Origin of the sequence: Deefgea salmonis (genome assembly GCF_020531905.1) — a bacterium.
GTDB classification, from domain to species: Bacteria; Pseudomonadota; Gammaproteobacteria; order Burkholderiales; family Chitinibacteraceae; genus Deefgea; species Deefgea salmonis.
The window spans coordinates 506,205-531,021 of record NZ_JAJAWG010000001.1; the positions used below are offsets into that span (position 1 = coordinate 506,205).

The 24,817-nt window shown below is 51.2% G+C and carries 19 protein-coding genes, 1 tRNA gene and 1 riboswitch; of the genes, 11 read left to right on the top strand and 9 right to left on the bottom strand.

The window, feature by feature from the left end:
- Positions 1–128 precede the first annotated feature (128 nt).
- The 8 genes from gcvP to LG219_RS02290 form a co-directional block, all read right to left on the bottom strand.
- On the bottom strand, positions 129–3,014 hold the full coding sequence (gcvP, locus tag LG219_RS02255) for an aminomethyl-transferring glycine dehydrogenase (protein ID WP_226762919.1): 2,886 nt from the start codon (positions 3,012–3,014) through the stop codon (positions 129–131).
- A 219-nt stretch (positions 3,015–3,233) separates the two neighbouring features.
- Entirely contained in the window at positions 3,234–3,620 is a 387-nt protein-coding gene (gene gcvH, locus LG219_RS02260; RefSeq protein WP_210768914.1) for a glycine cleavage system protein GcvH, read from the bottom strand.
- Between the two features lie 99 nt (positions 3,621–3,719).
- On the bottom strand, positions 3,720–4,826 hold the full coding sequence (gene gcvT, locus LG219_RS02265) for a glycine cleavage system aminomethyltransferase GcvT (protein WP_226762920.1): 1,107 nt from the start codon (positions 4,824–4,826) through the stop codon (positions 3,720–3,722).
- Between the two features lie 234 nt (positions 4,827–5,060).
- Positions 5,061–5,169, bottom strand: a riboswitch (glycine riboswitch).
- Positions 5,170–5,466: 297 nt separating this feature from the next.
- The gene (locus tag LG219_RS02270) at positions 5,467–6,759 is read right to left on the bottom strand and encodes a DUF445 domain-containing protein (RefSeq protein WP_226762921.1); all 1,293 of its coding nucleotides are present in this window, start codon (positions 6,757–6,759) and stop codon (positions 5,467–5,469) included.
- 146 nt (positions 6,760–6,905) lie between these two features.
- Positions 6,906–7,439 carry a hypothetical protein gene (locus LG219_RS02275; RefSeq protein ID WP_226762922.1) on the bottom strand — a complete coding sequence of 178 codons (534 nt, stop codon included), beginning with the start codon at positions 7,437–7,439 and terminating at the stop codon, positions 6,906–6,908.
- 250 nt (positions 7,440–7,689) lie between these two features.
- On the bottom strand, positions 7,690–9,081 hold the full coding sequence (gene dbpA / locus LG219_RS02280) for an ATP-dependent RNA helicase DbpA (RefSeq protein WP_226762923.1): 1,392 nt from the start codon (positions 9,079–9,081) through the stop codon (positions 7,690–7,692).
- Positions 9,082–9,286: 205 nt separating this feature from the next.
- Positions 9,287–9,363: transfer RNA gene (locus LG219_RS02285), tRNA-Pro, on the bottom strand.
- A 184-nt stretch (positions 9,364–9,547) separates the two neighbouring features.
- A complete protein-coding gene (locus LG219_RS02290) occupies positions 9,548–9,703 on the bottom strand; it encodes a cbb3-type cytochrome oxidase subunit 3 (RefSeq protein WP_226762924.1) in 156 nt (51 codons plus the stop codon).
- 185 nt (positions 9,704–9,888) lie between these two features.
- Between LG219_RS02290 and LG219_RS02295 the strand changes: the two genes are divergently transcribed.
- On the top strand, positions 9,889–11,625 hold the full coding sequence (locus tag LG219_RS02295) for a SulP family inorganic anion transporter (RefSeq protein WP_226762925.1): 1,737 nt from the start codon (positions 9,889–9,891) through the stop codon (positions 11,623–11,625).
- Positions 11,626–11,666: 41 nt separating this feature from the next.
- Here the strand turns inward: LG219_RS02295 and LG219_RS02300 are convergent, their stop codons facing one another.
- Entirely contained in the window at positions 11,667–13,268 is a 1,602-nt protein-coding gene (locus LG219_RS02300) for an ABC transporter ATP-binding protein (protein WP_226762926.1), read from the bottom strand.
- Between the two features lie 517 nt (positions 13,269–13,785).
- Between LG219_RS02300 and LG219_RS02305 the strand changes: the two genes are divergently transcribed.
- The 10 genes from LG219_RS02305 to recG all read left to right on the top strand — a co-directional run bounded on the left by LG219_RS02305 (position 13,786) and on the right by recG (position 24,805).
- Positions 13,786–14,832, top strand: coding sequence for a serine/threonine protein kinase (locus LG219_RS02305; RefSeq protein ID WP_226762927.1), 1,047 nt, complete (start codon positions 13,786–13,788; stop codon positions 14,830–14,832).
- Positions 14,833–15,102: 270 nt separating this feature from the next.
- Entirely contained in the window at positions 15,103–16,344 is a 1,242-nt protein-coding gene (gene argJ, locus LG219_RS02310; protein WP_226762928.1) for a bifunctional glutamate N-acetyltransferase/amino-acid acetyltransferase ArgJ, read from the top strand.
- 69 nt (positions 16,345–16,413) lie between these two features.
- The gene (locus LG219_RS02315) at positions 16,414–17,394 is read left to right on the top strand and encodes a Nudix family hydrolase (protein WP_226762929.1); all 981 of its coding nucleotides are present in this window, start codon (positions 16,414–16,416) and stop codon (positions 17,392–17,394) included.
- A complete protein-coding gene (locus tag LG219_RS02320) occupies positions 17,391–17,855 on the top strand; it encodes a hypothetical protein (RefSeq protein WP_226762930.1) in 465 nt (154 codons plus the stop codon). Before LG219_RS02315 ends, LG219_RS02320 begins: the two co-directional genes overlap by 4 nt.
- Before the next feature lie 113 nt (positions 17,856–17,968).
- Positions 17,969–18,418 (top strand): DUF4124 domain-containing protein, encoded by a 450-nt coding sequence (locus tag LG219_RS02325; protein ID WP_226762931.1) that lies wholly within the window; start codon positions 17,969–17,971, stop codon positions 18,416–18,418.
- 109 nt (positions 18,419–18,527) lie between these two features.
- Complete coding sequence (locus LG219_RS02330) at positions 18,528–19,850, top strand: sodium-dependent transporter (RefSeq protein WP_226762932.1); 1,323 nt, start codon at positions 18,528–18,530, stop codon at positions 19,848–19,850.
- An 86-nt stretch (positions 19,851–19,936) separates the two neighbouring features.
- The gene (tsaA, locus tag LG219_RS02335) at positions 19,937–20,689 is read left to right on the top strand and encodes a tRNA (N6-threonylcarbamoyladenosine(37)-N6)-methyltransferase TrmO (protein ID WP_226762933.1); all 753 of its coding nucleotides are present in this window, start codon (positions 19,937–19,939) and stop codon (positions 20,687–20,689) included.
- The gene (locus LG219_RS02340; protein WP_226762934.1) at positions 20,686–21,594 is read left to right on the top strand and encodes a patatin-like phospholipase family protein; all 909 of its coding nucleotides are present in this window, start codon (positions 20,686–20,688) and stop codon (positions 21,592–21,594) included. Before tsaA ends, LG219_RS02340 begins: the two co-directional genes overlap by 4 nt.
- A 220-nt stretch (positions 21,595–21,814) precedes the next feature.
- Positions 21,815–22,306 (top strand): YaiI/YqxD family protein, encoded by a 492-nt coding sequence (locus tag LG219_RS02345; RefSeq protein WP_226762935.1) that lies wholly within the window; start codon positions 21,815–21,817, stop codon positions 22,304–22,306.
- A gap of 483 nt (positions 22,307–22,789) precedes the next feature.
- Entirely contained in the window at positions 22,790–24,805 is a 2,016-nt protein-coding gene (gene recG, locus LG219_RS02350) for an ATP-dependent DNA helicase RecG (protein ID WP_226762936.1), read from the top strand.
- Positions 24,806–24,817 lie beyond the last annotated feature (12 nt).

Genomic DNA, 24,817 nt, shown 5'->3' on the forward strand with positions numbered 1-24,817 from the left:
TAATTGTCAGTTTGAAGACATAAAAATACCCCGCCAAGCTTTGGCGGGGCTGAATAAAGCGGTGAGATCGAGGCTGGTTTACTGTGCCATAGCACTAAAAACCATCAACACCTCAAGCAAGCCGTTAATTATGCCGATTCATCATATTGATCCATGCTCGGGCAAGCGCAAATCAAATTGCGATCGCCATATACATCGTCAATCCGATTCACTGACGGCCAAAACTTGTTGTCGAGCACGTAAGGCAATGGGAAGAACGCCACTTCACGCGAATACGGACGATCCCAATCAGCGGCGATGTCGTTTTTGCTGTGCGGTGCGTTTTTCAGCGGATTATTTTCCGCGGGCCAAACCCCGGCTTGCACTTGATCGATTTCTTGGCGAATCGAAATCATCGCCGCGATAAAACGATCGAGTTCAGCTTTGGATTCAGACTCCGTAGGCTCAATCATCAAGGTACCCGCCACCGGAAAACTCATCGTCGGCGCGTGAAAGCCATAATCCATCAGGCGTTTGGCGATATCGACTTCGGTAATGCCACTTGCTGCTTTCAGTGGGCGAATATCAATAATGCATTCATGCGCCACGCGACCATTCGCGCCGGTATACAGCACCGGATAATGCGCAGCGAGTTGCTGCATCATGTAATTGGCGTTCAGTAGCGCGATTTCAGTGGCGTGTTTCACGCCGCCCGCGCCCATCATCGTGATATACATCCACGAAATTGGCAAAATCGACGCCGAACCAAATGGTGCCGCCGAGACGGCCGATTGACCTTGCGCGACGCTGGCGTCGCCTTGATCGATATTGGCCACCGCGTGATTGGACATAAACGGTGCCAAATGCGCTTTCATGCCAATCGGCCCCATGCCCGGGCCGCCGCCGCCGTGTGGAATGCAGAAGGTTTTGTGCAAATTCATATGGCTCACATCAGCGCCGATATCGGCTGGGCGCGTTAGGCCCACTTGCGCGTTTAAGTTTGCGCCATCCATATACACTTGGCCGCCAAACTGATGCACTGTGGCGCAGATGGCTTTGACTGCCGTTTCAAACACGCCATGCGTTGATGGATAAGTCAGCATCAACGCCGCCAAATTCGCACCGTGTAATTCAGCCTTGGCTTTCAGATCAGACAGATCAACGTTGCCGCTGTCATCGCAATCGACCACTACGACTTTCAAGCCCATCATCTGTGCCGTTGCCGGATTGGTGCCGTGCGCAGATTTTGGAATTAAGCAAATATCGCGATGCGCTTCATTGCGACTGTCGTGATATCGACGAATCGCCAACAAACCGGCGTATTCGCCCTGCGCGCCGGAATTGGGCTGCATACAAATCGCGTCAAACCCCGTAATCGCTTTGAGCTGATCGGCCAAGCCATTAATCATTTCAAAGTAACCCAGCGTTTGCGCTTGCGGGGCAAACGGATGGATATTGCCAAATTCAGCCCAAGTAACTGGAATCATTTCGCTGGTGGCATTGAGTTTCATGGTGCAACTACCCAATGAAATCATCGAATGATTCATCGCCAAATCACGATTTTCGAGGCGTTTAAGATAACGCAGCATTTCGTGTTCGGTGTGGTAGCGATTAAATACTGGATGCGTCAAATAGTTTGAGGTGCGTTGCAGTGCAGCGGGAATCACCGCCGTCGTTGCCGCATCCAAAGCGGCCAAATCAGCAGATTGACCAGTAAACAATTGAATCAAAGTGCCCAAATCTTTTTGCGTCGCGGCTTCATGAAAAGCCACGCTCAAGACTGAATCAGATACTTGCAGCAAGTTGTAACCCGCCGCCAAGGCTGCGGCATAAATACTCGCAGTTTGCGCGCCAGTATTGACTTGTACCGTATCAAAAAACGCGTCGTGAACAATCGTCCCGCCCGAACCGTTGGCGAACCGAACGCCTTGCGCGAAAATACTCGCCAAGCGATGCGTGCGCTCGGCAATGCGTTTAATCCCCGCTGGGCCGTGATACACGGCGTACATTCCCGCCATATTGGCGAGCAAGACTTGCGAAGTGCAAATATTTGAATTGGCTTTTTCACGGCGAATATGTTGCTCGCGGGTTTGCAAAGCCATACGCAGCGCGGTTTTACCTTTGGCATCAATCGACACGCCAATAATCCGGCCCGGTGCCGAGCGTTTCATTTCATCTTTAAAAGCAAAATACGCCGCGTGTGGACCGCCAAAGCCCATTGGAATGCCAAAACGCTGGCTGCTGCCAATCGCCACATCCGCACCCATTTCAGCCGGTGATTTCAGTAGCGCCAAAGCCAATAAATCCGCCGCCACAATTGCTACACCACCACGCGCTTTAAGCGCTGCAATCGGCGCAGTTAAATCCCGCACCGCACCATCAGCACCCGGATACTGCAGCAAAGCACCAAAATAATCATCATCACCGGCGGCCGTAGCCGCGCCGATCACCAGCTCAAAGCCGAAGTATTGCGCGCGCGTCTTTACTACATCTAGTGTCTGTGGCAATACCTGTTCATCTACGAAGAATTTCTCGGCTTTGACTTTCGAAATCCGCCGCGCCATCGCCATCGCTTCAGCCGCTGCCGTCGCTTCATCGAGAAGCGACGCATTGGCTAAATCCAGCCCCGTCATATCGATAATCATTTGCTGGTAATTGAGCAAAGCTTCTAAACGACCTTGCGCGATTTCAGCTTGATATGGCGTGTAGGCGGTGTACCAACCTGGGTTTTCTAGCACATTACGCAAAATCACATTCGGCGTGATGTTGGGGTAGTAGCCCAAGCCAATAAAGCTTTTATTGACGATGTTTTTCGCCGCGATAGCGCGAATTTTGGCCAATGCGTCCACTTCGGATACGGCGTCCGGCAAAGGCAATTTTTGCTTAAAGCGAATGTCGTCCGGAATGGTTTGCGCGACCAAGTCTTCAATCGAGTCGGCGCCAATTTGCGCCAGCATCGCCGCTTGATCGACAGCATTGGGGCCAATATGCCGTGCAATAAATTCTTCGTGGTTAAACAGTGTAGAGAGCGACATGAAGCACCTAGAATGGTTGAAAATTTAAAACCTTTCAACGCAGAGGCGCAAAGACGCAGAGAAAATCTTAAAACTAAGGTCTCAGTTTAGGGTCGCTTTCAAGCAGCATCTTAAATCGACCAAGTTTGTCGACCCTAAGCGGCGTCTTTGCAAAAAAACACCATCAAGACCTTTAGACTTTCTCTGCGCCTCTGTGCCTCTGCGTCAGGTGTTGTTTTTTTAAACGCCGATTTCTTTGGCGTATTGTTCTGCGGTCATCAAGCCATCGAGCACTGATGCATCGGCTGGTTTAACGCGGAAAAACCAGGCTGCGCCGTAGGGTTCGGTATTGGCCAATTCTGGCGCATCCACCAAAGCGTCGTTAACGGCAACCACTTCACCCGCAATCGGTGCGTACACATCAGACGCCGCTTTTACTGACTCGACCACGCCTGCGGTGGCATCGGCGGCTAATTCATCACCCACTTGTGGCAATTCAACAAACACAATATCGCCCAACAATTCTTGCGCGTGATCGGTAATGCCAATAGTCACCGTGCCGTCGGCTTCTAAACGCAACCATTCGTGGCTGTTAACATATTTGAGTTCGGCTGGAATATGGCTCATGATTTTTCCTTAGGGATTTGAGATTTGGGAGCTGGGATTTGGAAGCAAGGATAAAACAGGGTTTACTCCCCATTCCCCACTCCCCACTCCCCGAATTATTTATGCAAACACTTTTTTGCCATTGCGAACAAACGGCATTTTCACCATGCGAACGTCAGTCAGCGTACCGCGCAGGTCCACTTGCACCGTGTCGGTGTCTTTAGTCGCCGCTGGAACGCGGGCGATGGCCACAGAATGCTTGAGCGTGGGTGAAAACGTACCGCTGGTAATCACGCCTTGCCCTACGCCGGCCACTTCAACAACTTGCCCTTCGCGCAATACGCCACGCCCTTCGAGCACTAAACCCACTTGCTTAAACGCCACGCCTACGGCGCGCTCTGCTTCGAGTGCGGCGCGGCCGATAAAATCACGCTCAGCCGGTTGCCAAGCAATAGTCCAGCCCATGCCGGCCGCCAACGGTGAAATGCTTTCGTCCATATCGTGGCCGTATAGATTCATGCCCGCTTCAAGGCGCAAAGTGTCGCGCGCGCCCAAGCCGATAGGTGCAATACCCACGCTGAGCAACGCTTGCCAAAAGGTGGCCGCTTCGTCGCTTGGCAACATAATCTCTAAACCATCTTCGCCGGTGTAACCGGTGCGGGCAATAAACCAGCCGTCTTCAACCGGGCCAAAAGGAAAGCCTTGAAACACATTCAGCGCTTTCACTGCGTCTTCCCAATCTTCGTGGATGACTTTACATACTTTGGCGATGGCGTTGGGGCCTTGAATCGCAATCATCGCCAATTCGCGGCGCACATGGATTTGCACGTCAAATTTGGCCGCTTGCTTGAGCATCCATGCGATGTCTTTGTCCGCCGTTCCCGCGTTGACCACTATGCGGTAACCGTAATGCGTTAGGTAAACGATTAAATCGTCGATCACCGTACCTTCAGGCGTTAACATTCCCGAGTACAAAGCTTTACCTTCGGTACTGAGTTTTTCGACATCATTGGCAATCAGAAAACGCAAAAACGCTTTAGCTTCACTGCCGACAATATCGAGCACGCACATATGCGACACATCAAACATACCTGCGTCGGTGCGTACAATTTCGTGTTCTTTAAGTTGTGATCCGTAATGAATCGGCATCAACCAGCCGGCGAAATCGACCATTTTGGCGTTCGCTGCAAGGTGAGATTCATACAATGGTGTGGTTTTGGTTGTCATGGGGTTCCTTAGGGTATAGCCCTCTAAGTCCGACGGCCTATAGCGCGACGGGCAACACCCCTCTGTCCTGACACCTGAGATTTTCCGGCCACAGATTAGCATCTGTTGAAAAAATCCTATTTAATGCCGCGCCCTGTGATCACAAGAGACACCGCGATTAAACGAATTTTTGCCGTTGAGCCCTTCGGTGGATGCTGCGGGTGTAAACACCGAGCACCGCTCTCCAGAGTTTTACTTTTGCCAGCAGTCCCTGATACCTGAGCGATTTGCGGGTGCATTTGCGCCTTCGGTGGTGATTTAAATCCAACAAATGGTAAAAATCACACTCTCCTGCTGTACCGGCGGATTATCACGGGAAGCTTGCCAATTGGCAAGCCACAAAACAGGATTTTTACCCTAATCCTTGCCACAAAAAACAAAAAGCCAAGCGAATGTAGTTCGCCTGGCTTTACTATCCTGTCAAGATGGCAAGTCAATACCACTTCATTTATCAACGTCAATCCAGCAAAAAAGTCCAAATTCAGTCAATGTTTGATTTAGCCCCCTGCGCATCAGCGCAGGTTTTACGCTAAGACCCGCTGCGCACTGCTAAATTGTCAGCGTTTAATGACACAACACCAAGCCAGCTAAACCCAAGGCTTTAACGCAACAATTGGTGTCCAGCATACAAAGCCAAACCAATCAGCCCGCCCACCAGCGTGCCATTCAGGCGAACAAACTGCAGATCAACGCCAACACTGACTTCCAGCCGCTCAACCATCACTTCATCATCCCAAGCTTTGAGTTGTTCGGCGATAAATTGGCCAATTTGGCGGCGATATTTTTTGACCAACACCCCGGCAGCCACGCGGGCATGGCGATTTAGCCAGTCGGCCAGCACCACGTCATCGGTCAAGCGCACCCCCAATTGCTGCAAACTGAGTGCCAATTTAGCGCGCAGCACCGAGTCTTGTGCCGCCAAATCATCTGCCAACCAAGCCACCAGCCGCAACCACATATTGTCGATGGCGTTCAGCAAACTCGGCTGCGCCAATAAGTGCTGCTGACTCAATTGCAGCGCTGCTTGTAGTGCTGCATCATGTTTTAAATTTTGCTGCAGCTCAGCCAAGGCTTGATCAAAATGCGCGCGCAGCGGATGCTCGCTCGATTCGCGCATGTTTTGCACTTCACGCCCTGCTGCATGCACCAGTTTTTTCGCCATATAGCGCCCACCGGCGGCATCGAGCGAAATCCAGCGCAAATAATCAAATTCAGTGGCAATTATTTCTGCTAAATGTTGTTGTAATTCAGGCTTTTGCAGCTCTTGATCCAAATGCGCCAGCACGGCATCGAGCATCACTTGATGTTGGCCACTTTGCCGTATCACCGCCAAAATCTCACCCGCCGGTTTGACCAAATCAATTTGCGCTAATTGCTGTAGTAATAAACCACGCAAACGCAGCGCCATCGCCGGTTCAGTTAAACTTTGTAAAATAAAATCCATCAGCCGCGCGACTTGATCTGCGCCCGCCTTGGCATTCGCGTCGACTTGCAACCAGCTCGCTAAGCGGTGCGCCGGATTAAATTCGCTCACCTTGGCCATCATCCGCTCGCTAGACAAAAAGTGCGTTTCAATAAACTCACCCAAACTATCGGCGATGCGGTGTTTGTTTTTGGGAATAATGGCGGTATGCGGAATTGGTAGATTGAGCGGATGCCGAAACAGCGCCGTTACGGCAAACCAATCGGCCAAACCACCCACCAAGGCCGCTTCAGCAAAAGCCGCAACGTAAGGCAAACTCGGATGCGCGCCGCGAAAATACGTTGCCAGCAACATCACCAATGCCATCAGCACCAGCAATAAGGTCGCATTACGCTTAAGCAGCCGTAAACGCTGCGCTTTAACATCAAAAGAACGCGCCGCCGGCTGGCGCGAAACCTGATTAATAGCCATAGGCCCTCATTGAAAAGAACATTAAAAACGAGTAATTGATCGCTGAATATGCAAATTTTGAACAGTTATTTAATATGAATATCACATTGAAATAACAATACAAAAATCAAGTATTATTGAAAATAAAACATTAAAAAAGTGAAGATTCATTGATTTATTAAGTCTTTATTTTCTGAGCACCATTTTAAATAACTCATTTTACTTCCTGAAATTCTGTACTTTCTCCTTACTTGCATTTGATTTTCAACACCAAGTTCTTTTTGCTGCTTTGACCAAAATACGGATTCCTTTTGCTCTTGAGTTTGAAGATACATAACCGTTCGATATCTATCTAAATGCCAATTTTCTTTCTTTAGAGATATTTTTACTGTTTGACTTCCTCTCATTGGCATCAAACCAACCTGCAAAAAAGAAATTTCTATAAATGTTGCAGCCATTGCAGATATAGCCTCTTCTATATCTGCAGCTTTATTTATGTTTTCTTTACCATACTTAACAACATCATTTATTTGATCAAGCCACTTTTCATCATAGACTTTTACTGTAGTTAAAATGGATGTATGTATGGCTGCGACAACTTTCTGCAACTGCTTTTTCCAAGTAGGAAGATGATTTGATTCCTTCAATGCATACCAAGATTCGGAACCAAATAACTGCTCAACAACTGACTTTAAACTCATGTATCTGCTGTACTGGTTCATGCAATGCCTAACGTTAAATTAACCAACGAAAAATATCAGCGCATAATAAAACAATGCTCTAGCGTTGATCTGTCTGTGCGTAAACCAAGATGTTACGCTCACATTTCTTTGTATTTCAAGTACAAGGGTGATAACACCTAAAAGCACACAAGAACGCTACGTTAGATGCAATGCGCCGCAGATACAATAATGCCCAGCATCAGCTGGGCATTGTCACCACACAACGGCATTATTTAATAATTTGTACTTTAACCGGTTTGCCTTTGAGCTTACCTTTGTCATTGCCCAAGCGGGCAATGACTTGGTTGGCGTATTGCAATTGCACCGCGACATAAGTTCTAAATTCAAATAAATCAATTTTACCAATGGCGTCATTCGGAATCGCACCGTCGCCAGTTAACGCCCCCACCACATCACCGGGGCGCACTTTTTGTTTGCGGCCGGCATCAAAGCAAATCGTTGCCATTTTGGCTGGCAATGCGTAATCACCGTTGATTTTGAGATCGGCCTCTTGCCCTTCTGGAATCGGGAACTCAAGGTATTCTTCAATACTGCGCTGACGTTTTACTTGCGATGGTGACACCAAGCTAAACGCCAAGCCTTTCTTGCCGGCGCGGCCAGTACGACCAATTCGATGCACGTAGATTTCAGGGTCATACGGCAATTCGTAATTTACCACCGCGGCCAAATCTTTAATATCCAAACCACGAGCAGCCATATCGGTGGCAACCAGAATTGGGCAGCTACCATTGGCAAACTGCACCAAGGTTAAATCACGATCACGCTGCTCAAGCTCGCCGTGTAATTCAATCGCATCAAAGCCGTCTTTTTGTAAACTGCGCGCCAAATCCATGCAGTCTTGGCGGGTATTACAAAACACCACGCTCGACGCTGGTTGGTAATGCGCAAAAATGCGTTTGAGTAAATCGGCTTTTTCCGCGTTGTCTTTGACCAAATACAATTGCTGTTCAATAAACACTTGATCGTGCAAAGACTCCACCGTGACTTCAGTCGGCGCGCGTTGAATCGAGGCACTGAGTTTACGAATGCCTTCAGGATACGTTGCTGAAAACAGCAAGGTTTGACGCCAGCGTGGCAGAAAATCGATGACGTCTTGCACTTCACCGCCAAAACCCATGTCGAGCATACGATCGGCTTCGTCCAGCACCAGCGTGCTGACTTGTTTTACGATCAGGGTGTTTTTATGCAAATGGTCTTGAATACGACCTGGCGTACCGACCACCACGTGTGCACCATGCGCAAGCGAGGCCGCTTGTGGCGTCAAAGGGGTACCGCCGCACAAAGTCAGAATTTTTAAATTGGGTAAATGCCGCCCCAAACGGCGCAGATCTTTACTCACCTGGTCGGCAAGTTCTCGCGTTGGGCACAGCACCAAGGCTTGTACGCGGTGCAAATTAATATTGAGTTTTTGCAGTAGCGGAATACCAAACGCAGCCGTTTTACCACTACCGGTTTTGGCTTTAGCAATAATATCGCCGCCTTCGAGCACAATCGGCAAACTCGCAGCTTGAATCGGCGTCATCGCCTCAAAGCCAAGCGAAGCCAAATTGTCGAGCATTTCTACAGGTAAATTGAGGGCGGAAAACGGCGTTTTAGTCATAGCAAATCCAATAGGTATAGAAAGCAAGCCAATAAGGCAAAGGCATTTGCAGCGCGAAAACTTAAAAATCGCATCGCAAATCGATTAAGCTAAGCGGCTTAAATCAATCCATTGCACTACAAGCATTCTAAGGGATTTACAACGAGAACTAAGATTTAGATTGGTAATGCAGGGGTGAAACTGAGATGAGGCAAAGCAAGAAGTCTGGTCGGGGCGGTGGGATTCGAACTCACGACCACCTGGTCCCAAACCAGGTGCGCTACCGGGCTGCGCTACGCCCCGAACAGGACCCGAATATTATAGACCACCGAACGAATGGTCAAGCACTATCAAACAAAAATATCGACAAACAACATAAAAAACCAACAAACAGTTGTTTTTAAAGCATTAAAAAAGACACGCAATCGCGACTCAGTCACGCCGTCAAAGAACTCACGAACAGACCAATCGGCGCAGCGCTTAAAATTTAATCGACGTTTTTATCTTTTTTGTCGATCTTTTCACTATCAAACGGCAGCTTGGCGTCTTCTTCAAAGCGTTTTTTTTGTTTTTTACCAAATACCCAAATCACAATCGCCACAAAGGCAACAATTAAAATCCAATGATAAATAGACAAACCCATAATGACGCTCCTACAGCCGCAACCCAAGTAAGGCACGACCGAATTAAATTGAGATCCAATAAACACCGCTCAGATTAAACACCAGCACCAGCTTACTTTCAATTTAATAAATCCACAACACAGCAAGGCGAAAGCGCATTTGCGGCGTAGAATTCATCTACCCACTCAAAACCATCTAAACCCGAATGACGATCACTCAGACTGTACTCAAGCTCTATCGCAAATGTCGCTGGCCGAACATTCCCCTTGCGCGCGGCGTCTTACCCAATACCCGCCAAGGGGTCATCAATGACGCCAAAGCCGGCGTCGCCCTCGCCTCAGTCAATATCCCGCAAGTTTTAGGTTACACCAGTATTGCCGGCACCCCCATTGTGACCGGGCTCTACACGGTATTACTCCCCTTATTGGGCTTTGCTCTATTTGGCGCTTCACGGCATTTAGTTGTTGCGGCCGATTCAGCCACCGCGGCCATCTTTGCCAACGGCTTATCCGGCATGGCCATCCCCGCCAGCGCTCAATACATGAATTTAGTCGCCGTTGTCGCGCTACTCACGGCAGGCATCTTACTCATTGCCCGCTGGCTTAAACTCGGCTTTGTCGCTGATTTCTTATCACGAACCATCTTGACGGGCTTTTTAGCCGGCGTTGGCTTGCAAGTGAGTATCGCCATGCTAGCGCCACTCTTGGGCCTTGACCATCAGGCGCATCGCACTTGGACACAACTCGACTACGCCATTACGCACTTCACCAACATCAACTGGGCCACCTTGGCTCTGGGCATCCTCGTCATCAGCGCCATTTTAATCGGCAAGCGTTTCTGTCCTCGCGCTCCCATTGCGATGATGGCCGTACTGACCAGCATTTTAGCCGGCAAATATCTCGCCATTTCAAATTGGGGCATTGCCTTAATCGGCCCGGTACCGGGCGGTCTACCACAACTATCTTGGCCCGACATCACATGGCGCGGCACGCTCACGCTAATCCCATTGGCACTGTCTTGTGCGGTGATTATCATTGCGCAAAGCGCGGCCACGGCGCGAATCTATGCTTTGCAATTTCAAGAAACCGAAGACGAAAACGCCAATATCCTAGGGCTTGCCGCCGCCAATGCCGCTGCCGCCGTCAGCGGGGCGTTTGTCGTTAATGGCAGCCCTACGCAAACCGCAATGGCCGTACAAGCTGGCGCACGCAGCCAAGTGGCGCAACTGGTGTTTGCGGGGATTGTCGCGATTGCTTTGGTTTTTTTGACCGATTGGCTTGCCTACTTACCCCACACCGTCCTCGCCGCGATTGTGTTTAGCATCGCCATCGGCATGATTCATGGGTCAGCACTCAAAGCCATCTATCAAGAAAGCCCTGGCGAATTTAAGTTAGCCATCATTACCGCAATGACCGTCGCCTTAGTCGGCGTTGAGCAAGGGCTACTCTTTGCCGCGCTACTGTCTTTACTGCACCACGTTAGCCACAGCTACAATCCGCATTGCGCCATTTTGCAAGCCAATATGGAGGGCAATTTAATGACCCAAGCGATTAAGCCTGGCGCAACAACGCTACCGGGATTAATTATTTATCATTTTGGCGCGGATTTATTTTATGCCAACGAGCACCGCTTTTGCGCCGACATTCACGCGTTGATTGGTCAAGCCGCTACGCCAGTGGATTGCTTGATTATTGACGCTTCCGCCATGACCCACATCGACTACTCTGCCGCCCAATCGCTGCGTCAACTGGACGATCAATTGCAGGAACAAGGCATTGCGCTGTTATTTGCCCGTTGCGATGCGGCGTTAATCGACGATTTAAACCGCCATCGTATTAGCGAAAAAATCGGCGCAGACCATATTTTTACCACCTTGCACGCCGCGCTCAAATACTGGCCCGACGCCTGCAAGACCGAGGCACAGCGCGAAAAAACGCCGTAGGGTGCGAATAAGCGCAGCGCATTCCACCACGCCCCAACCCATCAAAAACTCGCCGCCAACAATTGCTGGGTATACGGATGCTGTGGTTGAGACAGCACCCGCTCAACCTCGCCCGTTTCAAGCACCTCACCGTTTTTAAGCACTAATACCCGATGCGCCAACGCACGCACCACCGCCAAATCATGGCTAATCAACAAAAAACTCAAACCAAACTTAAGCTGCAACTGCGACAATAATTGCAAAATCTGCTGCTGCACCGTCGCATCGAGCGCCGACGTCGGTTCGTCCAGCACGATCACTTGCGGCTGCATAATCAATACCCGCGCAATGGCGATTCTTTGCCGTTGCCCACCAGAAAACTCGTGCGGGTAGCGCGACAAAATATCGTCCATATCGGCCTGACTCCCTAAGCCGACCTCTTGCAACACCGCCATCACCCGCGCACGGCGCTCAGCCGCACTGCATTCGGGGCGATGCACCAACAAGCCCTCACCCACCAGATCAAAAATCGTTAATCGTGGCGACAAAGCGGCAAATGGATCTTGAAAAACAATCTGAATATGCTGGCGCGCCTGCCGCAACGCCTTGCCCTGCAATGCGCTCAATTGCAGCGCGGGCGATCCATCCAACGTTAACTGCACGCTACCGCCACCTTGACCCACACGCAATAAGCGCAGCAAAGACAAGGCCAACGTCGTTTTGCCACTGCCTGACTCACCGACCACCGCCAAGGTTTGCCCGCGATGCAAATCAAAATCGAGCTTGGCTAAAACCGTTTTTTTAAGTTGGCTGCGAAACCACGACCGTGATGCAGGATAAGCATGCGTCAATTGCCGCACTTGCAACACGCAAGGTGAATGCAATGGCACCGCCACCGCCACCCGAATCGGCCGCGCCGCCAATAAAGCCTGAGTATACGGATGCGCTGGCATCGTAAATAGTTGCTGCGTTGGCGCGGTTTCAACAATACGCCCAGCTTGCATCACCGCCACTCGGTCGGCAAACCGGCGTACCAAATTTAAATCATGCGAAATCAACAGCACCGCCATCCCTTGCTCGGCCTGCAATTGACTCAATAGCTCTAAAATTTGCGCTTGCACCGTCACATCCAGCGCCGTCGTAGGCTCGTCGGCGATCAAAATCTCGGGCTCAGTGGCAACCGCCATGGCAATCATCACCCGCTGGCGCTGCCCACCCGACAATTGATGTGGAAATGCATTGAGCTTCTCTGTAGCGTCGACAATACCCATACGCAGTAATAGCTCACACGCCTTATTTCTAGACGCCGCAGCGCTATACCCCACCAGCACCTCCGCAATCTGCGTACCGACAGCTTGCAAAGGATTGAGCGCGGTCATCGGCTCTTGAAAAATCATCGCAATGCGCCGACCACGAATTAAACGCAGCGCTGATTCTGGCAAGGACAACAAGGACTGACCGGCAAATTCAATCTCGCCCTGAGCCATCACCTCGCGATCGAGTCGCAATAGACTGCGCGCCAAAACGCTTTTGCCCGAGCCTGATTCGCCCACTAAGGCCAATTTTTCACCGGCTTTTAAATGCAGACTCACCTCACGCACCACCGGCTCGTTGGCACCGGCAAATCGCAGCGATAAATTCGACACGGTCAATAAATTAACCATAGTGCTGACACCCCAAATCAACTAAATCCATCAAAACCTCGTTAACACGAATCACTTGGCTATTTTAGCGTGATGTAAAACCATCCAAACCGCCGCCGTGCACATAAAACCTTTCGACGCAGAGGCGCGGAGGCGCGGAGGCGCGGAGAACAACCAGCCCATTCAATTGGACTGGATAAAAGCATTTCGTCAAACACTTCGTCTTGATTGCGCTTTGCTTGATGCCACGACGGCGGGGTTTTTAACGTGCATGTGAACGGCAATTCAGTCATCCATCTCATCAGCAATCCTCAACAATAATCAGCAAACCTCAGCAAGCACTTCAGCAGATCAGCTAAACCTCAAGATCGATCATAAAGCACTTCGTTCTCTTTCAATAAGCGCATCACAGCAGCACCAGATAAAGCGCACAAACTAGCGACAATTTGAAACCACCCTGAACCCCGCCGAAAGCGCGCAAAAAGAAAACAGCAAAAGCCACAAATTGACCGCCTAGCCCAAGGTCAAACGGCGTAAAATGGCCGATATGAAACCAGCCCCATACTCCGCACTCACGCCCGATCTGACCTTAGACGCCCTTGAATCGCTTGGCCTTGCTTGCTCAGGGCATTTACTCGCGCTCAATAGTTACGAAAACCGCGTTTACCAAGTCGGCATCGATGATGGCGATCCAGTGATTGCTAAATTTTATCGCCCCGAGCGCTGGAGCGACGCGGCGATCTTAGAAGAACACCAATTCACGCAAGCACTGGCCGAGCGCGAAATCCCGGTGGTTGCGCCGCTAACACTCAACGGCCAAACGCTGCATCGCTTTGGCGACTTTCGTTTTGCGGTATTCCCTCGTCGTGGCGGGCGCGCGCCCGAGCTCGATCAAGCCGAAACCCGCGAATGGATTGGTCGATTTTTAGGCCGTATTCACGCCGTAGGTCAACTCAGCCCGTTTACCCATCGCGCACAACTCACCCCGCAAACCTTTGGCCAAGATTCGCTCGATTATTTAATCAACAACAAAGTCATTCCACTGGATTTGGCGGCTAGCTACCAAGCGGTGGCAGCAGCGGCGCTCGCTGGCGTCGCCGAATGTTATCAACGCGCTGGCGACATCTCACTGATCCGTCTACATGGCGACTGCCACCCGAGCAATATTTTATGGACGCCGGCTGGACCGCATTTTGTTGACTTTGACGACGCGCGCACCGGTCCGGCGATTCAAGACTTATGGATGTTGCTGTCTGGTGATCGAGACGAGCAACAAAATCAACTGGCGGATATTTTGGCCGGCTACGAAGATTTTTGTGAGTTTGATCGGCGCGAGCTGCATTTAATTGAAGCACTGCGAACACTCCGCCTGATGCATTACAGCGCATGGCTGGCTCGGCGCTGGGATGATCCGGCCTTTCCGGCGGCGTTCCCGTGGTTTAATACCGCCACCTATTGGCAAGACCGGATTGCCGAGCTGCGCGAACAAATTGAAATCATGCATTTGCCGCCACTGTGGAGTAATGAGTCTACCGGCTACATCCGTATTGACGATGAAATCGACCCGCCGTATTGGGATATGTAAACGCGGCACAACAACACCGTGTTCTGAGCGATGAATAAGGTGTTTTTGAACGCGAACACGGCTAGCCGCAGAATCTGCGACAATCTTGTTGACGTCACGCACTTCAAAATCAAGACGAACAACGGCGATCTACCCGCCAACATCACCGCTGTTTGTAGCGTGACTGACCGATCCACCATACATCGCACCCAGCAAAAGCCTTTCGTCGGCTTGGTGCATCACGTTACAATCTGCTTACTTTTTAAAATTTGCAACCATTTGGAGCCTTGCATGCCGGTTAATCTCGCCCCCATTGATCCTGCTTTATTATTCCCGGTTGCCGGGGTTGAAATTGGTATTGCCTCTGCAGGCATTAAAAAAGTCGGCCGCCAAGACACCACCTTAATCCAAATCGCTGATGGCGCCCGCGTTGCGGGGGTGTTTACCTTAAATCGTTTTTGCGCCGCACCAGTGCGGATTTGCCAAAAAAATCTTCAGCAGTATCTGGCTACAGGCCAATCAATTCGTGCGCTGGTGATCAATACTGGCAATGCCAATGCCGGAACTGGCTTAGACGGCCTCGCGCGCGCCGAGCAAATTTGCGCCGCAACCGCCAGTGAATTGGGCTGCACTGCCGCACAAGTGCTGCCTTTTTCAACCGGCGTGATTTTAGAGCCCTTGCCATCCGAAAAAATCATCGCCGTTTTGCCGGCTGCCAAAGCCAATTTATCGGCCAGCAACTGGGCGACAGCCGCTAACGCGATTATGACCACCGACATCGCGCCCAAAGCGACCAGCACGCAAATCGTTTTGGACGGTAAAACCGTCACCGTGACCGGCATTGCCAAAGGCTCGGGCATGATTCACCCGAATATGGCCACCATGCTCGGTTTTGTCGCTACCGACGCCGCCATTAGCCAAGCCTTATTACAAGAGATGCTACTGGCCGCGACCGATGCTTCGTTTAATAGCATCACCGTTGACGGCGACACCAGTACCAACGACAGCTATATCGCCATTGCCACAGGGTTGGCCGGCAACACCGAAATCACCGACGCCAGCAGCAGCGACTACGCCACTTTGCGCGCGGCGATTGAGCAGGTTTCGCACTTTTTGGCGCAAGCGATTGTGCGCGACGGCGAAGGCGCCACCAAATTCATCACCATCAACGTGGCTGGCGGCGCGACATACGCCGAATGCAAAGCCGTTGGCTACGCCATTGGCCGCTCGCCCCTGGTTAAAACCGCGTTTTTTGCTTCAGACCCTAACCTAGGCCGTATTTTGGCCGCGATTGGCTACGCCGGCATTAGCGATTTAGACGTTGACCAAATCGAAGTGCGGCTTGACGACGTATTAGTGGCAATCCATGGCGGGCGCAATCCAGAGTACCAAGAAAGCCAAGGCCAAGCCGTGATGAACCAAGCTGAAATCAGCATTAACATCCAACTCAACCGCGGCGAGTACCGCGCCACGGTATGGACTTGCGACTTCTCATACGACTACGTCAAAATCAACGCCGATTATCGCAGCTAAATCGCCCAAGCCAAGTAAGTCACTAACACGGTGACTTACTTGGTATTTTTCTTTTTTCCGAGTCCGTCAATGCCACCAGACCAGCAAAATCCCATCAGTCCCAAGAAAACCACCGTCGTTGCCGCAGGCGTGTTAATCAATGCGCAAGGGCAGTTTTTAATGGGCAGCCGCCCCGCTGGTAAGCCTTACGCGCATTACTGGGAATTTCCGGGCGGCAAACTTGAAGCCGGCGAAACCGCGCACGACGCTTTATGCCGCGAGCTGCAAGAAGAAATGGGCATCGCCGTAACAGCAGCCACACCGTGGCTCACACAGCGCTTTAATTATCCGCACGCCAATGTGGAGTTGCGATTTTTTAAAGTGCGTGGCTGGAACGGCACTTTGCACGGCCACGAAGGACAAGAGCTCGCTTGGCAAACTGTCGGCCAGTTGAATGTCTCCCCCATTTTGCCCGCCAATGGCCCGATTTTGCGTGGCTTGGCCTTACCTGAAGTGATTGAAATCTCGAATATGGCCGAATTAGGCCGTGAAGCGTTGATGGCGCAACTCAGTGCCAAATGGGCTGCGGGGCCAACTTGCTTACTGCTCAGAGAACCGCAGCTATCGGCCAGTGATTACCAAGACCTCGCCCAAGCGGTGCAAAGCCTGCCTCGGCCCCACGGCGGCAAGCTGATTATTCACCGCGACTTGGCTTTGGCCCAAGCACTGAACGCCGACGGCATTCATTTTACCGCCAGCCAACTCAAGCAACTGAGCGCCAGACCTCGCGGCATTGATTGGGTGAGCGCATCCACGCACCAGCAGAGTGATCTTGAAGCTGCGGCGCGTATCGGCGTTGATTTTGCTTTTTTAGGTCACATTGCGCCAACACCAAGCCATCCGGGGCAAACGCCTTTAGGCTGGGAGCAATTCAGTCAATTATTGCAATTGGGCTGGTGCTTTCCCGTTTTTGCCATTGGCGGACAAACGTTATCCACCCTTCACACCGCCCAAGCACACGGCGGACATGGCGTAGCCCTACTGCGCGCCGCATGGAGTCAAACAGTATGAAAAACATCTTCAACAACAAAACATGGGCGAGAAAAAGCGTTTTGATCCTTGCGCTACTGCTCGGTGCCAGTTTATTTGCTTATAAAATGGGTTTATTTAAAGGCTGGCAACAAGCAAAAGTAGATCAAGTGATCCATATTTCTTGTCCAGACTTGCAGCAAGGCTGTCAGTTTAAAATCAACGAACAAAGCTACCAAATCAAAAGCGCCGCGCCAGTGAGCACCGATCAGCCCGTCACCCTAACGCTAACTGGCCCTGCCAAATCGGTGTATTTAAATTGGCAAATGGTCGATATGGACATGGGTAGCAATCGCTACAAAATGCAAGACATCGGCAAAGATCAATGGCAAGCCGAAACAGCGCTGCCAATTTGCAGCCAAAAACGCCAAGACTGGCTACTGTCTTTGCAGCTAGAGCAAGTTGAAGTTCGCATTCAAACCACATCCCACGGCAAATCTTAAACATGGCAGGCCTCATCACTGGGGCCGCTGTTTAAGCGGTGGTGTTTTTAATTTGAATGCTTGAACACAAACAGGATTGATCGTACTTCGCAACTGTAGATTTAAAGGCTGTTATGCGACTCTGGCTACTACTTACTTTACTAGCGGCTTCTGGCATGGGCTTTGCCAGCAAGGTCTATCAATGGCGCGACAATGAGGGCAATGTGTTTTATTCCGATCGCGCGCCCACACATACTGTGGCCAAAGAAAGAACCATACGCAGCAGCTTGCCTGCGCCCGTCACCGACAAACCCGCCGACATTGTGCTATGGATTACGCCGCAATGCGGACCAAACTGTGAAGCAGCGCAGGCACTGCTCGAACAAAGCAAATTGCGCTACGCGCTAAAAACAGCCAATCCAAGCCAAGAAGACAGCATGCTGGCTTTTTTTAACGCCGCCAATACCTTACAGGCTCGTCCCCCGATCCTGATTATTGAAAAAACAATTTTGAAAGAATTCAATCTAGCGCAATGGCAAGCGGCCATTAGTCAAGCCCAAGTCGCTCCCAAGCAAGGCCAGTAAAAACTCACAAACCACACAAATCACAACGCGACTAGCCAACTATTACCCTTGTTCGAGGGGCTTGAAAAAGCAAAACTCCCGTGGTGACAAATTTACAAGAGTGTTTTCTATGACTTCACGCGCCAATTGGGGCTCAAAACTTGGCTTTATTCTTGCCACCTCAGGCTCAGCAGTCGGTCTTGGTGCAATTTGGAAGTTTCCTTACGTTGCCGGAAAAAACGGCGGCGGTGTATTTCTATTGGTGTATCTGGCCTGCGTACTGACGATTGGCATTTCAATGGTGCTCGCTGAAATGAGCATCGGCCATATGGCCAAAAAATCAGCGACCACCGCGTATCGCAATCTCAAAGGTGGTTTATGGCCTTGGGCGGGTCGTTTATCGGTGTTGTGTATTTTTATCTTGCTGTCGTTTTACTGCGTCGTGGGCGGCTGGAGTTTTGCCTACCTGTGGCTCTCGCTGACTGGCGAAGTGATGACGCAAGACACCAAGGCACTCAGCGACTTATTTAATGGCTTTATTGCCAGCCCAAGCCAAAGTATTTTTTACACTGGTCTATTTTTGCTGGCCACGGTCGGCATCGTCATGGGCGGCGTACAAAAAGGCATTGAGCGCACCAGTAAAGTGTTAATGCCAGCCTTGTTTATCTTGATGCTGATCATTATCGCGCGGGTATTGACTTTACCGCACGCAATGGACGGTGTGATGTATTTCATTACGCCTGATTTTTCGAAAATCAACGCGGCCATGATGATTGAAGCGGTGGGCTTGGCGATGTTTTCGCTCTCGGTGGGCTGCGGTATTTTGATTGCCTACGGCTCATACGTTGATGAAAAAACCAAACTCCCCGGTGCAACACTGTGGATTTCACTACTCGCGACCCTCGCTTGTGTGATGGCCGGTTTAATGGTGTTGCCTGCGGTATTTGCTTTTGGCATTGACCCATCAGCGGGTCCGGGCTTGACGTTTATCACCATGCCGGCGATTTTCTCGCAAATGCCATTCGGTCAATTTTTTGCCGTGATGTTCTTTTTGCTACTGATTTTTGCCGCCATTACATCATCGGTGTCTTTACTCGAACCGATTGTGGCGTTTTTGATTGATGAATTTAATATCCAACGCCAAAAAGCCACTTTAATGACGTGTGTTGCGGTATTTGCCTTAAGTATTCCAGCGGCACTGTCGTTTGGCGTATTGGCTGATTTTCATATTTTTGGCAAAAATCCATTTGACCTGATGGACTACGCCGCCTCCAATGTGATGATGCCTGCCGGTGGTTTATTGGCGGCATTGTTTGCTGGCTGGGCGATTTGGCCGCGTGTGCAAGCGTCGCTCGTTGCGCAAGATGCTGCACGCATTTTGCCGGCGTTTCGCTTTATTTGCGCCGTAGTAGCACCGATTGTGATTTGCGTGATTTGGGCGCATAACTTGTAATTGTTCAGCAAATCAAGCCGTCAAGCCCAATAAAGAGCAGCGAGTGCGGTAATATCCAGCGCTCGCTGCTTTTTTATGGCCGCTTTATGCTGACGCCTGCAAACCCTGTGAAGCCAAATTCTGTGAATCCAAACGCTGTGAATCCAAATCAATACACCATCGAGCCCATTGGCTTGATTCGCACACCTTTTGTCGACAAATTCGGCATTCCGCGCCAACCGAGTTTAGCGCCGCACGCGATTGGCACGCTCAAACTGGTTGCGCCATTTAATCACGCCGATTGCGTGCGCGGACTGGACGGATTTTCGCACCTTTGGCTGAGTTTTATTTTCCATGAAACGCTCGGTCGCTGGTCATCCACGGTGCGCCCGCCGCGCTTGGGTGGCAATGAAAAAGTCGGCGTTTTTGCCAGCCGCAGCCCGTTTCGCCCCAATTCATTGGGTTTGTCTTTGGTGCGTTTATTGGATATCGACACCCAAAACGGCGTGACCTTGCGCTTTTCTGGCGTGGATTTAGTCGACCAGACGCCGATTGTCGATATCAAACCTTATATTCCGTTTATTGAATGCCAAAACGACGCGCAAGGCGGCTTTGTCAGCGGCGCGCCGCCAACGCTAAACGTTGCATTTAGCCCCAGCGCTCAAAACCAATTAGCGCAACTGCCCGCAGCAGACTCAAGCGCACTGCATGCCTTAATCTGCGAGGTATTAGCCCAAGACCCACGCCCCGCTTATGCTAGCGACCCATACCGCAGCTACGGCATTAAACTTTATCATTACGAAATCCAATGGCGATGCGATGGTCAAACCGCCTTGGTCCTCTCAATGGAACCACGATGAACCGACTTCAACGCCCACTTAAACAGATTCGCACACAACTTAGCACGCTGATTATCGTCATCACCAGCAGCCTATTGGCTGCGTGCAGCACGCCACCCGTCGCACCATTGCTGACCCCGACGCCCAAAGTTAAAATCGGCCTCGCGCTCGGCGGCGGCGCAGCCAAAGGCTTTGCCCATATTGGCGTGATTAAAATGCTTGAAGCCAACGGCATTCAAGCCGAAATCGTTGCGGGCACCAGCGCCGGCAGCGTTGTTGGCGCACTGTACGCCAGCGGCATGGATGCGTTTACACTGCAAGAGCGTGCATTCAGCCTGGATGAAAGCCAAATTCGCGACGTTAATTTACTCGGCGGCGGTTTAATCAAAGGACAAAAACTACAAGATTACGTCAACCAATTGGTCGGTAACAAAGCCATCAATCAATTCCCCAAACCGTTTGCTGCGGTAGCCACTGAGCTAGATACCGGCAAAAAAATCGCCTTTAGCCGCGGCAACGCCGGACAAGCGGTGCGTGCTTCGAGCAGCATTCCGGGGATTTTTATGCCGGTGAGCATTGCCAATAAAAAATACGTCGATGGCGGCGTAGTCAGTCCGGTACCGGTTGATGCGGCACGCGATTTGGGCGCTAATTTTGTGATTGCGGTGGACATCTCCAGCAAAGCCAGCGGCCAAGCCGCCAGCACCAGCACACTGGGCGTGATGAACCAAGCGATTGTGATCATGGGGCAAAAACTGGGCGAGCAAGAGCTGGCTCGCGCCGACATCGTCATTCGCCCTAAAGTCGGCAAAATTGGTGCCAGCGATTTTGACATGAAAAACGTCGCCATTTTAGAAGGCGAAAAAGCCGCGTTAGCGATGCTACCCTTGATCAAACAAAAACTCGCTGAGCGCAGCAAAAATTAAGGCTTTGTTCAGATTACGTGTTGATGGTTTTAAGTGCCTGCGGCACGGCTGTTTACAGTCGCAGTCAGTGGCGCCCCCCCCTCTTTCTTTGACTCGCCAAAGAAAGAGGGGGAAAGAAAAGCGATTTTGATCTCGCCCAGCTCCGCTGTGCCCTCGATCGTCGAGCGCGGCACAGCATCAATTCTGAACATTACAAAAATTAACGGGGTATTTACCAGCAATGCATACACAGCAAAATCTTGATGCCAATACCCCAAGAAAATGCCATCTTTGGGTTGATGCCGACGCCTGCCCGGTGGCCATTAAAGAAATCATGTTTCGGGTGGCCGAGCGTTTAGCGCTGCCGCTGACTTTAGTCGCCAATCAACTGGTGCGCGTGCCGCCGTCGGCGCACATTCGCGCGATTCAAGTCGCCCATGGTTTTGACGAAGCAGACCATTGGATTGTTGCGCAAGCCCAAGCGGGCGATTTAGTCATCACCGCCGACATTCCGCTGGCGGCGCGCATTATTGACAAACACGCGCACGCGCTCAATCCTCGCGGCGAGTTTTATTCTCCAGAAAACATCCGTGAACGGCTCAATATGCGTGACTTCATGGAAGAACTGCGCGGCGCCGGCCTGCAATCGGGCGGCCCAGCCGCATTTAGCCAAAGCGACAAACAAGCTTTTGCCAAAGCACTGGATCGCTTCTTAGCGCAACGCAGCCGATAAATTCTGCACACCGAAAAAACTTTTGACGCAGAGACGCAGAGGCGCGGAGAAAAGCCAAATCAGAATAATCAGAATTTAAACCGTTCAAACCACCAACAAACGCAACAATTTGAACTGCAACATACTGATGTTTTTCCTCTGCGCCTCTGCGTTGGCTTTTCGATGATTCAAACCGGCCAAGACCCTAACCAAACGCAACGGTTTAAATTGCAACTTGCTAATATTTTCCTCTGCGCCTCTGCGTCAAATTTTCGATGATTCAAACCGGCCAAGACCCTAACCAAACGCAACAATTTATACCGCGACTTGCCAATGTTTTCCTCTGCGCCTCTGCGCCTCTGCGTCGGATTTTTAAAATCAAACCCGCAGTCAACTGCAGCCAGCTCACGGAAGGCGCTCGACCCGCCGATGTCAACCGCCGCTAGCTCAAATGGCGCAAATACGGTACAGTAAGGTCAATAGAACGATTGTTCAAGCCGCCCAATGAGCTCACTCACACCCGCCCAACAGCAGCGCCTCCATAAATTGGGGATACAGCGCGAATTCGATTTGATCTTGCATTTGCCGCTGCGCTACGAAGACGAAACGCATCTATACCCCATTGCCGACGCGCCGATGGGCAGCCCTGTCTTGGTGGAAGGTGAAGTCTTGTCGTGCGAAGTCAATTACAAGCCGCGCAAACAACTCAATGCCCGCGTCAAAGACGCCAGCGGTTCATTAGTGGTGCGACTGATGAATTTTTACCCCAGCCAAGTGCAGCAATTGGCCGTTGGCAAGCGTGTGCGACTGTATGGCGATTTACGCCACGGCTACTTTGGCACCGAAATGGTCCATCCTAAAATTCGCGTTGGCGGCGAAGTCAGTCTGCAAGAAGCCTTAAGCCCAATCTACCCCACCACAGCCGGTTTATCACAAGCGCAACTGGCCACATGGATAGCCAAAGCCTTGGCCAATACGCCCATGCCCGACACCCTGAGCGACGCCATTTTAGCGCCACTGCAATTACCAGACTTTGCCAGTAGCGTGCGCTTATTACATGCACCCACCCCCGACATTCCCAAAATCCAACTCACCGCCCGCACGCATCCGGCGTGGCAAAGGCTTAAGTTTGACGAATTACTCGCCCAGCAATTGTCGCTGCGCTTAGCGCGCGCCGTGCGCCGCGAAAAAACCGCCCCCAAGATCAATCCCGACGGTCGACTCGGCGCGCAGCTGATTGCCAACCTGCCGTTTGATCTGACCGCCGCACAAAAACGCGTCTTACTGGAAATCACCCAAGATTTAGCGCAAGCGCATCCCATGCAACGCTTGCTGCAAGGCGATGTGGGCGCGGGTAAAACCATTGTCGCCGCCGTGGCCGCCTGCCACGCGATTGAAGCCGGTTTTCAAGTGGCGATGCTGGCCCCTACCGAGATTTTGGCCGAACAGCATTTTCAAAAACTATCGGCATGGTTAACCCCGCTGGGCGTTAACGTGGTGTGGCTCACTGGCAGTTTAAGAGCCAAAGCCAAGCGCGAAGCGATTGCCGCCGCGAGTGATGGCAGCGCGCAACTACTCGTTGGCACCCACGCAATTTTTCAAGCCAGCGTGGCGTTTCAAAACCTTGGCTTGGCCATTGTCGACGAGCAACATCGCTTTGGCGTGCAGCAGCGATTGGCGCTACGCGAAAAAGGCCAAAGCCCACATCAACTGATGATGAGTGCCACGCCGATTCCGCGCACTTTGGCGATGAGTTTTTATGCTGATCTGGATGTCAGCGTGATTGACGAATTACCGCCGGGACGCACGCCGATTATTACCAAGCTGATTTCCGACGCACGCCGCGATGAGGTCATCGAGCGCATTGCCGCCAAAGTGCTCGAAGGTCGGCAAGTGTATTGGGTATGCCCCTTAATCGAAGAATCAGAAACATTGCAATTGCAAACCGCGGTCGACACCCATGCCCAGCTCAGCGAAGAGCTCGAAGGGATTGCCGTTGGCTTATTACACGGCAAAATGAAACCCGAAGAAAAAGCCGCGACGATGGCCGCGTTTTCTCGCAATGAAATTCAAGTTTTAATCGCCACCACGGTGATCGAGGTCGGCGTTGATGTGCCGAACGCCAGCTTAATGGTGATAGAGCACGCCGAGCGCATGGGTTTATCGCAATTGCATCAATTACGCGGCCGCGTTGGCCGTGGCGCGCACGCCAGTTTGTGCATCTTGCTCTACACCACGCCACTCAGTGAGACCGCCAAGGCGCGATTAAAAGTGATTTTTGAGCACACCGATGGTTTTGAAATCGCCCGTCAAGATTTGCACATCCGTGGGCCGGGCGATATGGCCGGCATTAAGCAATCTGGCGTGCCGATGCTGCGTTTTGCCGATTTAGAAACCGATGCTGATTTACTTGAATTAGCCAGAGACAGCGCCGAAACCATATTGCAGCACCACGCCAATCTGGCTCAGCCGCATTTAGACCGCTGGTTACCGGGGCGCGAAGCGTTACTCAAGGTGTAAACAAAGCAACAG